The 13,135-nt window shown below is 58.9% G+C and carries 10 protein-coding genes and 2 pseudogenes; 8 read left to right on the top strand and 4 right to left on the bottom strand.

Annotated elements, in window-relative coordinates; all coding sequences use genetic code 11:
* The first annotated feature begins 392 nt into the window (after window positions 1–392).
* From Pan181_RS01315 to Pan181_RS01295, 5 genes and pseudogenes are all read left to right on the top strand, one after another.
* A complete protein-coding gene (locus Pan181_RS01315) occupies window positions 393–3,422 on the top strand; it encodes a vitamin B12-dependent ribonucleotide reductase (protein WP_145245123.1) in 3,030 nt (1,009 codons plus the stop codon).
* A 769-nt stretch (window positions 3,423–4,191) separates the two neighbouring features.
* Window positions 4,192–4,311: pseudogene (locus Pan181_RS26900) on the top strand (hypothetical protein); the annotation flags it as partial.
* A 49-nt stretch (window positions 4,312–4,360) separates the two neighbouring features.
* Window positions 4,361–4,627: a hypothetical protein gene (locus Pan181_RS01305; RefSeq protein ID WP_145245122.1), complete on the top strand. Its 267-nt coding sequence runs from the start codon at window positions 4,361–4,363 to the stop codon at window positions 4,625–4,627.
* Between the two features lie 220 nt (window positions 4,628–4,847).
* Window positions 4,848–5,045, top strand: a complete 198-nt coding sequence (locus Pan181_RS01300; RefSeq protein WP_145245121.1) for a hypothetical protein — start codon at window positions 4,848–4,850, stop codon at window positions 5,043–5,045.
* A 105-nt stretch (window positions 5,046–5,150) separates the two neighbouring features.
* The gene (locus Pan181_RS01295) at window positions 5,151–5,594 is read left to right on the top strand and encodes an NIPSNAP family protein (protein WP_197528781.1); all 444 of its coding nucleotides are present in this window, start codon (window positions 5,151–5,153) and stop codon (window positions 5,592–5,594) included.
* A gap of 147 nt (window positions 5,595–5,741) precedes the next feature.
* Here the strand turns inward: Pan181_RS01295 and Pan181_RS01290 are convergent, their stop codons facing one another.
* Window positions 5,742–6,047, bottom strand: a complete 306-nt coding sequence (locus Pan181_RS01290; protein ID WP_145245119.1) for a hypothetical protein — start codon at window positions 6,045–6,047, stop codon at window positions 5,742–5,744.
* Window positions 6,048–6,105: 58 nt separating this feature from the next.
* On the opposite strand from Pan181_RS01290, the gene Pan181_RS01285 reads away from it, so the two are divergent.
* The 3 genes from Pan181_RS01285 (at window position 6,106) to Pan181_RS01275 (ending at window position 8,325) form a co-directional block, all read left to right on the top strand.
* The gene (locus tag Pan181_RS01285) at window positions 6,106–6,654 is read left to right on the top strand and encodes an ecotin family protein (RefSeq protein WP_145245118.1); all 549 of its coding nucleotides are present in this window, start codon (window positions 6,106–6,108) and stop codon (window positions 6,652–6,654) included.
* 17 nt (window positions 6,655–6,671) lie between these two features.
* Window positions 6,672–7,466, top strand: coding sequence for an alpha/beta hydrolase family esterase (locus tag Pan181_RS01280; protein WP_145245117.1), 795 nt, complete (start codon window positions 6,672–6,674; stop codon window positions 7,464–7,466).
* A 169-nt stretch (window positions 7,467–7,635) separates the two neighbouring features.
* Complete coding sequence (locus tag Pan181_RS01275; protein ID WP_197528779.1) at window positions 7,636–8,325, top strand: hypothetical protein; 690 nt, start codon at window positions 7,636–7,638, stop codon at window positions 8,323–8,325.
* Between the two features lie 92 nt (window positions 8,326–8,417).
* Here the strand turns inward: Pan181_RS01275 and Pan181_RS01270 are convergent, their stop codons facing one another.
* The 3 genes and pseudogenes from Pan181_RS01270 to Pan181_RS01260 all read right to left on the bottom strand — a co-directional run bounded on the left by Pan181_RS01270 (window position 8,418) and on the right by Pan181_RS01260 (window position 13,134).
* Entirely contained in the window at window positions 8,418–10,793 is a 2,376-nt protein-coding gene (locus Pan181_RS01270; RefSeq protein WP_145245115.1) for a glycoside hydrolase family 95 protein, read from the bottom strand.
* Window positions 10,794–10,889: 96 nt separating this feature from the next.
* Window positions 10,890–12,533: pseudogene (locus Pan181_RS01265) on the bottom strand (phytoene desaturase family protein); the annotation flags it as partial.
* 115 nt (window positions 12,534–12,648) lie between these two features.
* Window positions 12,649–13,134: a SixA phosphatase family protein gene (locus tag Pan181_RS01260; RefSeq protein ID WP_145245113.1), complete on the bottom strand. Its 486-nt coding sequence runs from the start codon at window positions 13,132–13,134 to the stop codon at window positions 12,649–12,651.
* Between the last annotated feature and the right edge of the window lies 1 nt (window position 13,135).

Raw genomic sequence — 13,135 nt, 5'->3', positions numbered from 1 at the left:
CACAACCTGTTGTGTGCTAGCGACTTAGGGAATACTAAGTTTTGGATTGACGACAGGATTTCCTTCAGTAAGATTTGGCTCCCGTTCGACCAAATATTGTAGTGAAAGTGGGCATCACCTACAATATATTGGGTGCCCGGTGCTAGTAACCATGCTAATCACCGGGTTTTGAGGTTCAGGCTGCAAGATGTAGTAGGCCCTCACCACATCGAGCGGTAGCCGAAACGGCTTCAGCTCGATGCCCTCGCCAGCCGATGCTTGGCGTAAGACCAAAAAGCGCTGTACAAATGTTCCGTACTGGTATATAATCCTGCGTAGCGTTTGGACGCGTGTTGGTCGGAGGACAGGGATGCCCCCAAATTCTCACCGATTGAAGAATAGGAGATTCTCTCATGGCTACTGTCGATACCGGCACGCCTTCTACCAGTAATAAAAAGTTCCACGGCCGCCTGAAGATCGATACGACGTTCTGCCCCGAGAGTTCGGTGGACGTCTTCGACACGGTGGACTGGGAAGTTCGCACATCACAGATCAAAGGGGAAAAAGGGGAAGTTCTGTTCGAGCAGGACGACTGCGAAGTTCCCAATTTCTGGAGCCAGCTGGCGACCAACGTCATCTGCAGCAAGTACTTTTACGGCGAAATCGGCACCCCCGAACGCGAAAACAGCGTCCGCCAGCTCGTGCACCGGGTGACTCGCACCATCACCGACTGGGGTCTGGAAGATGGGTACTTCGCCTCGCCGGCCGATGGCGAGCGGTTCTACCGCGATCTTTCCTGGCTCTGCTTGCACCAGCACGGGGCGTTCAACTCGCCGGTCTGGTTCAACGTTGGCCTGTACCACCAGTACGGCGTCCGCGGCGACAAGTGCAACTGGCGTTGGGATCCCCAAACGCAAGATGTTGTGCAGCCTGAGAACCCCTACGAGTACCCTCAAGGCTCCGCCTGCTTCATTCAGCATGTGTCCGACAATATGGAAGACATCATGCGTCTGGCCACGAGCGAAGCCATGCTGTTCAAGTTTGGCTCCGGCACCGGTACCGACCTCTCCACGCTCCGCAGCAAGCGCGAAAAGCTCTCGGGCGGTGGGGTTCCCTCGGGTCCGCTGTCGTTCATGCGGGTGTACGACCAGATCGCTGCAGTCGTAAAGAGCGGTGGCAAAACCCGCCGGGCCGCGAAGATGCAGTCGATCAAGGTCTGGCATCCCGATGTCATGGAGTTCATCGAGTGCAAGTGGAAGGAAGAGCAAAAGGCTCAAACCTTGATTGCCAGCGGTAAGTACGAAGCCAACTTCAACGGCGAAGCTTACAGCTCGGTGATGTTCCAGAACGCCAACCTCTCGGTTCGCCTGACCGACGACTTCATGCAGGCGTTTGAGAAGGACGAGAAGTGGACCACCCGCTGGGTAACCGACAACACGGTCGAAGGTCCCACGTTCCAGGCTCGCGAGGTGATGGAACGGATGTCGGAATGTGCCTGGCACTGCGGTGACCCCGGCGTGCAGTACGACACCACCATCAACAACTGGCACACCTGCCCCAACAGCGGGCGGATTAATGCCAGCAATCCGTGCAGCGAGTACATGTTCCTCGACGACACGGCCTGCAACCTGTCGAGCATCAACCTGATGAAGTTCCGCGAGCCCGATGGCACGTTCGACACCGAGCGTTTCATGGCTGCTTGCCGGTTGTTCTTCATTGCTCAGGAGATTCTGGTCGACCACGCCAGCTATCCGACGCCCCACATCGCTCGCAACAGCCACCTGTTCCGTCCGCTTGGTCTGGGCTACTCGAACCTGGGTGCCTTGCTCATGGCCAGCGGCGTTGGCTACGACTCGAACGAAGGCCGTGCGGTGTGCGGTGCCATTACCGCCATGCTGCATGGAGCGGCCAACCTTACCAGCACCGAGCTGGCCGAGGCCGTCGGTACCTTCGATTGCTACGAGGAGAACGCCGAGCCGATGCAGCGGGTGATGCAGATGCACCGCGACAAGGTCGAGTCGATCGACCCCTCGTGCCCCGACTACCTGGTGGGCGCGGCCCGCACGGTGTGGGACGAGGTGCTTGCCTCTGGCAGCGTACACGGTTTCCGCAACGCTCAGGCCACGGTGCTTGCCCCCACGGGTACCATCAGCTTCATGATGGACTGCGACACCACCGGTATCGAGCCCGATATCGCCCTGGTGAAGTACAAGCAACTCGCCGGCGGTGGCATGCTGAAGATCGTCAACCGCACGGTGCCGCTGGCCCTGCAAACCCTGGGCTATAGCCAGGGCGAAATCGAGTCGATCACGGCTCACATCGATCGCGAAGACACGATCGAAGGTGCCGTGGACCTGAAGGACGAGCATCTGCCGATCTTCGACTGTGCGTTTACCCCGGCTGGTGGTACGCGAAGCATTCCTTGGAAGGCTCACGTTACCATGATGGCCGCTGCTCAGCCGTTCCTGTCGGGAGCTATCTCGAAGACGGTGAACATGCCGCGGGATACGACGCCGGCTGAAATCGCCGAAGCCTATACCGATGGGTGGCGTCTGGGCCTGAAGGCCTTGGCCATCTATCGCGACGGCTCGAAGGATAGCCAACCGCTGAACACCAAGCGGAGCGATCAGAAGGCCAAGGAAGAAGCCGTGGCGGTTCGTCCGCCTCGCGAACGCCTGCCGGATACCCGTCAAAGCCTGACGCACAAGTTCAGCGTCGCTGGCCACGAAGGGTACATCACGGTCGGCATGTTCGAAGATGGCCGCCCTGGCGAGCTGTTCATCACCATGGCCAAAGAGGGTTCGACCATCGGCGGCTTGATGGACGCGTTTGGTACCAGCGTGTCGATGAGCCTGCAGTACGGCGTGCCGCTGCAAGACTACGTGCGTAAGTTCTCGCACATGCGATTCGAGCCTCAGGGTCATACCAAGAACCCCGATATTCGTATCGCCAAGAGTCTGATCGACTACATCTTCCGTTGGCTCGGCATTACCTTCCTACCCGGATACAAAGAGGCCAACATGGGGCTCACGCCGGGTGACAACGGAGCGGGTGGGAAGCTTGCCGGGCCATCGTCCACCACGAAGAGCGAGGAGTCTGATCCCTCGAATACCAAGCCCGTCGCCAAGAAGGCCGACGGGCAGAGCTCGGGCACCGAAGCCCAAGCGGCCGCTGACAGCAGCACGACGGCTACCAAGGCCAACGGCCACAACGGCCACGCCAATGGTGCCAGCTCGCCAACGGTCACCGACCTGGCGAATCGTCTGCTCGAACGAGCCGGCGCGTTAATGGCCGACGAGCCCGAAGCCCACAGCACCCGCAGCGAACAGTTCGCTGGGTTCCAGGTCGACGCTCCCGCCTGCGACAACTGCGGCAGCATCACCGTGCGTAACGGCAACTGCTACCTGTGCCACAACTGTGGTAACAGCATGGGCTGCAGCTAGCGAGGAGCCAGGGATCGGGATTCAGGGTATGAATTGACTTCGTCAATGTTCATCGCCTGGGCCCCTGAATCCTCGCCCCGACAATAAAAAGGCTGCTGGTAGCAGGAAGTGAGTGGCATAGATGCCCGCCAGCAGCTTTTTGAAACACGACGACTCAGAGACCTCCTTATCCTCTGACCACGCCGCCCAGGTTTTGCCAAGATGGCCAGACCTGGGCGGTTTTTTTGTACACATCCACTATACAAATAATCCCCACCGAAGCGAGAAAGTGCGTTGCAGCTTCCTGCAGAATCACTACAATTTAACTTATGAACGTAGGTGATAGTCGAGTGACAAGAACCACGTGATTGCACGAATCACTTAGAAGTGTACTCGCAGTGCTTTCACTCGACACCAGTAGCACCGCATTCGAACGGTTCGCAAGCGGTAATTACCGATCAAGAAGGAATGATCAGATGCAGCCAAACGGACAACCACGGCTAGCCATCTGCTACATAAAGAGAAAAAGCCGAGTCGTAGCCATCTGTGAGAGGGCGACTACGACGCGGCTGCAGAGTGCCAATGAGAAGCATTGGATTGGCTCCCATCGACGCCAGTTCCATAGAATAATGCTCCTCGTCGGCCAATACAAGTGTTTTGTTGATGGCCGACACGGCACGGCGTGCCGCAGAAGGAGTTTCTTATGTTACCTCTGTAGCAATATGCCTTAAATGACAGGCTAACCTGTCAACCTGCGGGTGACTACGAGTTTGATGGATACACGGACGGGACCACAGCTCCCGCACCGACATCTGATGAACGCGTCATCCCCATGGACCGCGGCGATACTTTTCCACCGGTGAAATCGTCTGAAAAGGCGGCTTGGTGGAAACTGATCTGCCGCAAGTAGTAATCAAGCAATGCGATCTGCAATCGCGGGCGCACAAGGTGCGCCCGCGATGACACCAATTCTCAATATCACTTTAAAGGATACTGATATGGCCTTACAACCTCATTGGTTGGACGAAGTTCTTCAAGACTGTGACAATGCTGACAAACTGATTGATAGCTTTGCTCAGTCGTCAAAGCTTCGCGAGATTGCCACTTCCACAGTAAAAGCTGGTGCTGACCAGCGTAAACTCTACGAGGAGAATCCAAACCTGTGTGGCCCAACGGTTGCGCAAGCAATGCGACAGGAGTTTCTTCGTGGCTTGGAAGAAAACTAAGATGGCAATCTAGCCTAACTCTGTAGTAGTGCCGCCCAGGTTTCGCCAACGTGGCGAGACCTGGGTGGTTTATCTCTTTTCGATTGTGTCGAGTAGATCGCTTCGACCGAAGCCGGTGTGCTGTTAGTCTCGCACCGCATCATTTGGTTTGCGTGGTTTAGTTGTTTATCAAGACCTATGATAAAAGGTGTGTTGTCTACTGAACTTATTGAGCAATGCAATGAGTCTACAAGAACTTGAGAAAGCGATCGCTGGTTTGCCACCAGAAGAGCTGGCGCAGTTTGCCATCTGGTTCGACGAGTATCGCGCCGACAAATGGGACGAGCGAATCGAAGCCGATATCAAGGCTGGCCGCTTGGACCAACTCGCCCGCCAGGCGGATGCCGACTTCGAGGCCGGCAACTGCAACCCCCTGTAGCCAATCGGCCCCTGCCCTACCGGTTAACCCTACGCTCCGCCCGCCGCCGCTCCTGGCAAAGTTTGCTCGCCCCGCGGCGTGGGGGTAGAATCGGGCGAGGGTTATTTGTCCGCGTTCCTTCTTTTGCGAGTGCACCACGATGAGCCATGCTTCGCCAGCATCGACAGCCAGTTGCTGCTCGCGTTTGCTGGCATGCCGAAGCTGCAGCTCCCCAAGCAGCCATCCGGTGTGCTCGAACTGCGGACTTACCACAGCCATAGCGAGTCGAAAGCCCGGCGGAAGATCGAGATGTTCAACGACGGCGAGATTACCGTGTTCCAAAAGTCGGGCTTCGACACGGTGCTGTTCGGCGAGTCGCTCTACGGCCCAGGGCTGCCGCACCTGACGTACCTGCTGGCCGCCGACGACATGGAGTCGAACAAGGCAAACTGGAACACGTTTATCAACCACCCCGAGTGGAAGGCAATGAAAGACCTGCCGAAGTACGCAGACACGGTGACGAACATCGAAAAGGTCTACCTCGCACCGACCGCTTTTTCGGAAGTGTAGCTCGGAGGGGTTCCTGCGATTCTCGATGCCAGATTTGACGAAGCAGCAGATGAGCAAAAATTGAGTTTGCCAAATCCCTACGAATCGCCGGAGTCGTCGCAACCATTGGATCGCGGCAGGAATCGATGGGGAGAGATAGGGTTTGCGCTATCGCTCGGCAGCTTTTGTGCACTCTGTGTTTGCGGGCACTTCAGCCGGACCGGTAACATGATCGCTGCGCTCTTCGTGCTGCTCAGCGTTCCAGGGTTGATCTTGAGTCTCATTGGGCTTGGCTCCCGCCCCCGTCGACTGGCGGGCTGGGGGGTTGGACTCGGAATCTTCTGCTGCATGTATCTCGGCACGCTTCTGTTTTTTATTGTTCATGTCCTGCAGTCTGCCCTGCGGTAACAACGGTCTTGCCATTGGAAAACTTTCGGAATTGAAGGGAACTTTCGCCGCAGGCTCGGCGTCCAAGAGTCGACCACCTACCATTCCTTAACGCTTCCTCTCCCGTCCCTTGGAGTCGACTACCATGCTTCGCCATCTCGGTCTCCCCGCTCTTTCGCTCACTCTGTTGATGTTTACCGCGTGTGCGATGGCCGACGACACTCCGGCCGACGAGGCGCCGTCCACGGCGGAATCGGCCAAGGCGGAGCCGGCCGAAGCGGAAAAGTACGTGGAGAAGTTCCCCGCCCCGCCTGAGGGGATGGAGCGGTACGTGATCTTGTTGCCAGAGAAGTCGCGCGACGAAGAAGGGGATTTTCGCGTCGAGCTTATTGTCGGCAAGAACATGATGACCGACGGGGTGAACCGCACTTGGTTCGGCGGAGAGATCAGAGAGACCAACCTCGAGGGGTGGGGATTCACCTATTACGAGTACCCTCGATGGGGTCGCATGGCGATGACTCGCATGGCTCCGCTGCCTGGCACTCCACAAGTGGAGAAGTTTGTGACCGCGCCGGCCAAGATGATTCGTTACAATAGCCGAGTACCGGTGGTCGTGTATGTACCCGAGGGAGGGGAAGTACGCTACCGCATCTGGTCCGCCTCGGAAACTACCGAAGTGGCCGAGCAGCGATAACGGCTCGGTCGAATTGCATGCCTCGACTAAACAAAAAGCGTTTGCCGCTTCTCTTCGCCATCGCGACTGCGATTGTCGCGCTGGCGATCGGCATTTGGTACATCACCCATCACGACTGGCACCGCCGCACCATCGCCGTGCATGGGGTGTCGCGACGCTACCTGTGGTATCCTCCGACGACCCGCTCGACCGAACTCCGCCCACTGGTACTGGCGTACCATGGTTTCAACGGCCCTGCTGAGCGACTCCGTCGTAGCGCGAAGCTGCACGACATGGTCGACTCACATGGTTTCTACCTGGCTTACATTCAGGGCGACCCGACCTGGCATTTTTTTGAGCGAGACGAGCTGGGAGGCAATCCTGACGTAGAGATGTTCGATGTGCTGACCGACCAGCTGCTGGCCGACTACGCGATCGATCCCGATCGTATCTACGTGGTCGGCATCTCGCGGGGGGGTGACTTCGTGGTGCATCTCTCACTCCGGCGTAGCACCAAGGTGGCCGCTATGGTATCGCAGGGGGCGTGCCTGCTCGACGAGCATCCAGCCGAGCGACCGGTGCCGATGATGTTTATCGTCGGCACCCGCGACGAGGAGGTCCGCCCCGTGAAGGTGGAGACCTACCCCGATCTCTATCGCGAGCGCGGGCACGCGGTCGAAGTGCTCCGCCCCGAAGGGGTTCCCCACCGGTGGGAAGCCCCGCTGAACGAAGAGGTCTGGCAGTTCCTCACCCAGTACTCGCTGAACGACCCCGCAGCGGTGCCAGCGGAGGAAGTTAAAGTGGAGGAAGTGGAGTCTGCCAGCGACCAGTGATTTGGCTTCGGCGAACTGCCTTGCATGTGATATAATTGACATATGGCAACCTTTCCATCCAATTCGTTACAAACCGCTCAGCTCTTGCGGCAAGTGCAAGCAGCGACTGCTGTTGATGCTCCAAGCACCATGCGAGAACGCATCGAGCAGCTCTATGTAGTTTGCAACGATGCTACAGAACTGGAATATCTGCAGCAAAAAGCCGGCAAGTCTCCTTCCCCACCAGCTCCTTGGCCAGACTCCACGTTGGAGTTTCTACGCCGTGAGGCAAGCAAGCACCATGGGTGAGCCAACAGCCCCAAGTGCTGCGGAAGTAGCGGAGACTCTCGCAACGGCTCTTGATAATGCTGGTTGCGAGTACGCCATCGGCGGTGCTTTGGCGTTAGGATGTTGGACTACTCCCCGAGGTACCGTGGATGTAGATGTTACTTTGTTCCTACCGCCGGAACGAATTGACGAATATCTCGATACGCTTCAGTCGATTGGGGCCGAATTCAGTTGGATTGATGCACAGCAGCAACTCAAGACACACGGCTATTGCCGGATCACTTATCAAGGTCGGGTACTTGATGTATTCCAGCCCATCGCTGAGTTCTACGCTACCGCCAAGTCTCGACGTGTAGAGGTACCATTCAAACATCGCAGCATCAGTGTTTGGGATGCGGCGACGCTTTGTGTATTCAAGATGATGTTCTTCCGACGCAAGGACTTGGCTGACGTCGAGCAGTTACTACGCACTCAAGGTTCGGCTTTGGATACCGAGTGGGTTAGTCAACAAGTGATCGCAATGTTCGGCCAGAACGACCCCAGAACAGGCACATGGCAACAGATTGTGGATGAGGTGTCAGGCGAGGAGTAACGAATCCGCCATTGACACCACACCATCACCTTGTTGCTATGCATGCCCCAGGACTAACTCTCATCGAGGCAAAGCTCACTTCAGTCAACAGATTAATCAATAATCTTCAGCTCGCCATCCATTTGGACCGTTTCGCTGTCGAGGAGTTCCAGCTCCACGCGTTTGTCGCCGTAGACGAGCCACAGGTGGTTGCCGCCAAGTGGTTTGATGGTTGCCTTGGCGAGCTTGCCCTCTTTCCATTCGATGTCGACCTCGAAGCCTCCGCGGGCGCGGAGGCCGGTGACCGAGCCGGTGGGCCAGGCTGCCGGTAACGCGGGAAGTAGCTCGACTTCAAACGGTCCCTCGAGGCCGCCGCGTTGGATGTGCGACTGCAGCAGCATCTCGGCCATGCCGGCGGTACCGCCGAAGTTGCCATCGATCTGGAACGGCGGGTGGTTGTCGAACAGGTTCGGATGGGTGCTCTTGGCCAGCAAGGCTTGAATGTTGTCGTGCGCGAGGTCGCCGTCGCCGAAGCGAGCGAAGAAGTTAATTATCCACGCCCGGCTCCAACCGGTGTGCCCACCGCCGTGCGACAAGCGGTAGTCGATCGTCTTGCGCGCGGCGGCCAGCATCTCGGGCGATTGCCGTTTGTTGAACTGCCGGCCTGGATGCACGGCAAACAGGTGCGAGATGTGGCGATGCCCCGGCTCGGGCTCAGGGAACGGTCGGCTCCACTCCATCAATCGGCCATCTTCGCCGATCTGTGGTAAGTGGAGTTTACGACGGGCGGAGGTGATTTCCTTGAGCAGTTCATCGTCTTCGACGCCAAGCACTTTGGCCGCTTCGAGCGTGGCGGTGAATGCTTCCCAGGCGAACTCCTGGCTCATGCTAGGTCCCATCGAGATCGCATGGTTTTTGCCATCTTCGCCGCGGAAGGCATTCTCGGGCGAGGTGTCGGGGCCCAGCATCAGCTTGCCGGTCTCGGGATCGGCCTGGGCGTGGTCGAGATAGAACGCCGAGACTTCGCGCAGCAGCGGGTAGGCCCGCTCACGCAAAAACGTCTTGTCGCCGGTAAAGCGGTAATGCTCCGTAAAGTGTGTGGAGTTCCAACCAATGCCGTGCGGCCACATCCCGTAACCAAGGTAGCCAATGTTCGCGGTCCAGTGCCAAACGTCGGTGGTGTGACCAGCGGTGGTGCCACGGGCGCCGAACATCTCGCGGGCGGTCTCGCGCCCGGGCTCAACGAGCTGCTCGGTAAAAGTAAAGAACGGTTCGGTCAGCTCGGAGAGTCCAGTGACTTCGGCCGGCCAGTAGTTCATCTGCATGTTGATGTTCACGTGATAATCGGCGTTCCACGGTGCTTCGATCTGATCGTTCCAGATGCCTTGCAGGTTGGCCGGCAAGCAACCAGGACGCGACGAGCAAATCAGCAGATACCGCCCGTACTGAAAGTACAACGCTTCGAGCGCGGGATCGGTTGCCCCCTGCTTCACGCGCTTCAGTCGCTCGTCGGTGGGAAGGGAACTATTGTCGTTGCTCCCCAAGTCGAGCGTGCAGCGGCGGAACAATTCTTGATGCGCGGCAATGTGGGCGTCGCGAAGGGCGTCGTACGATTTTGCCTCGGCCGATGGATTGTACTTGGCCTGAGCCTTATTACCGGCAGTCGAGCTGATAGAGGCCATGTAGTTGGTGCCCGCGTACAGGCGCAGCGTGACGGCGGTGGCTCCTTCGATGGTAAAGTGTTTGTCGTCGCCATCGACGATTTGCTTCGTGCCCTCCACGTTCTGAGCAGTAAGCATGGCGTGGTACTTGACGCCCAGTTGCTTGCCGCCATGTTGAGCTTGCCCCTGCATGTGCAGGGCTTCCATGGCGCTGATGGAAATCTCGTAATCGGCGGGGCGATCAATCCACGCCTTGAGGTTCAGCTTACCCGGCTCGCTGGCGGTCATGTGAACGACGATCACCTCGTCGACGGGGGACGAGAAGACCTCGCGGGTGTAAGTGACGCCGTCGATGGTAAAGGTGGTGGTGGCGATGGCCGTGTCGAGGTCGAGCTGCCGGCGGTAGTTGGTCGCCTCGCCCGTGACGCCGACTAGTTCGATGTGCAAATCGCCAAGCGTTTGGTAACTACGAGGCGAGATGCGCGGGGCCATCGCGGGGCCTAGCAAGCGATCGGCCTCGGCGTAGTCGCCGCGGAACCAGGCATCGCGAGCCGCTGGCAACGCCTCGCGCATTGCGGGGTTGTTCTCCGGCACCGGCGGACCTGCCCAAACCGACTCTTCGTTCAACTGAATGCGAGCCTGCTGCACTCCTCCGAAGCACATGGCACCCAAGCGTCCGTTACCGACGGGTAAGGCTTGCGTCCACTGCTCGGCGGGTTGCTCGTACCACAGCACGCAGGGCGAAGCCGCATCGGCCGCTACGGTTGCGAAACAGGTTGCCAAGCAAAACAGAACCAACGCCAAACTTCGACCGCGGAACATCGCCATGATTACCTCCTGAGGCAAGAAGAACTTACCGCAGCAGTATAACACCGGGACGAGGCGTTTGCCGCCATAGGCGAGGGCGACTCGCGAGGCGATTGTTTATCGCAATTCGCGTAAGATTTCCGCCGCCGCGTTCTTGCCGCAGGCGCCCATCACCCCGCCGCCGGGATGGCTGGCCGCCCCGCACAGGTAGAGCCCACCGACCGGCGAACGGTAGTCGGCCCAGCCGGCGATTGGGCGGAAGCAGAACAACTGGTTGGCGTTCATCGCGCCTTGCATGATGTTACCGCCGGTGATGCCATACACCCGCTCCAGGTCCACCGGGCTAAGCACCTGACGGTGCTCCACCGCACCTGGCACGTTGGGCGCGTACTGACCGATGATCTCCACGCAGCGATCCGCGTACGACTCTTTGATGTCGTCCCAAGTTGCCCCGCCCTGCTCGGCTGAAGCAAGCTTGTACGGAGTGAACTGGATAAAGCACGAGAGAATATGCTTGCCTTTCGGGGCGAGCGTTTCGTCGACGCTCGTGGCCATGGTCATTTCGATCACCGGCGACTTGCTCGGCTCGCCGTACTTGGCATCGTCGTACGCCCGTTCGATGTATTCGAGCGTGGGACCAATGTGCATGGTGCCATGATGATGCGGAGCGATACCCTTGGAAGGGAGCGCGGTGAAGTTCGGCGGCTCGGCCAGCGCGAGGTTCATCTTCATCGAGGCCGATGCGTAATCGATGTTCTGGACCGCCTGACGGAAATTGTCGGGCAGCACCGAGGGATCGAGCAACTTGAGGAACGTCAGGTTGGCATCCACGCTCGACGCAACCACGGGTGCGTCGAACTGCGAACCATCGGCCATGCTCACGCCGACCACCTTGTCGCCGTTGGTCAGGATTTCGTCGACCGCTGTCTCGCGATAGATGTCGACTCCCATCTCGGTCGCCGCGCTGGCAATGGCTTCGCTCAGCGCGCCCATCCCGCCGCGGACGTATCCCCACACGCCCCGCGCGCCGCCCGCTTCGCCCATCACATGGTGCAGCAGCACGTAAGCACTACCGGGAGAGCTGATCGACAGGAAGGCTCCAATGATCGCGTCGGTCGCTAGCGTTGCCTTGAGGGCGTCGGACTCGAACCAGCGATCAAGAATCGGACGGGCGGCGCCAGTGAGAATCTCGACTGCCGCTGGCAGGTCTTCGCCGAGTTCGGCCATCGCCTGGTACAACGACCACAGTTTTTTGGTGTCGCGCATCTTCTTGGGGAAACCGACTCGCCGCCATTCGGGAGGGAGCGGCAACGGATCGGGCGCGGTTTGGCTGAGCACGGGCTCGAGCACGCTGGCAACTCTCTCGAGCAGCGCCTCGTAGCGCGGAAACGCCTCGGCGTCGGCGGGGCTGAACTTGGCGATCTCGCGCTGGTTGAGCCCTGGCTCGGGTCCCATCAGCAGGCTACGCCCGTCCGGGAGCGGCGTGAACGACGACGGAGTCCGCGGCAAAATCTCCAACCCGTGCGCGCGAAGCTTCAGATCGCGGATGATTTCGGGCAGCAGCAAGCTCACCACGTACGCGGCAGTCGACACTTTATAGCCGGGCCATAGCTCTTCGGTGGTCGCACACCCGCCGAGCACGGACCGCCGTTCGACAACGGCGACCTTCTTGCCCGCCTTCGCCAGATAGGCGGCACACACCAATCCGTTATGTCCACCACCAATTACTACAACATCGTAAGCTGCGCGTTTTGCCATCGTCGAGAACGCTCGAAGTCGGGGAGTCGGAAAACCAAGGCCAGAAACTCCTTTGCATGATTACCGAAAACCACGGACTTCGCCAGGAGAGGTCGCCATGTTCCCGCGCTAGCGGTTGCTACACCCCCAGCAGCTTCGCGGTCGCGTGCCAGTAAAGCTCCCCTTGGCCAGGTTCGATGTCGCCATAAAACCGCACCGCGGCAACCGAGCCTTTGGCAAACCGAATCGAGCCATACCCGTCGCCCACCAGCGAAGCGGTCAGGTGCTGCACGTCCGGATTGTGTCCCACCCAGCAAACGTGGTCGACATTCTGCTCGTTCGACCAGGCGACTAACTCATCGAGTTCCGCACCGAGCGCGAGTGCTTCGAGTTCCACCAGATCGCCACCGCAGACTTCGGCTATCAGCTCTGCGGTTTGCAGGCATCGCGTGTAAGGACTGGTCGCGATCACCGTGGGACTCATGTCCGCGGACCGCAGTCGCTTGAGCACCTGACGATACCGCTCGATCCCCTCGGTGGTTAGCGGTCGCAGGCTATCGTCGCCCCAATCGCCAGGGTCGCCATAATGCCCCGCCCAGGCGTGCCGCGCAACGTAGAGATACATA

Source organism: Aeoliella mucimassa (genome assembly GCF_007748035.1).
Taxonomy (GTDB): domain Bacteria; phylum Planctomycetota; class Planctomycetia; order Pirellulales; family Lacipirellulaceae; genus Aeoliella; species Aeoliella mucimassa.
Note: the sequence above shows the minus strand (reverse complement) of the source record. Positions and strands in the feature narration are given on the sequence as shown.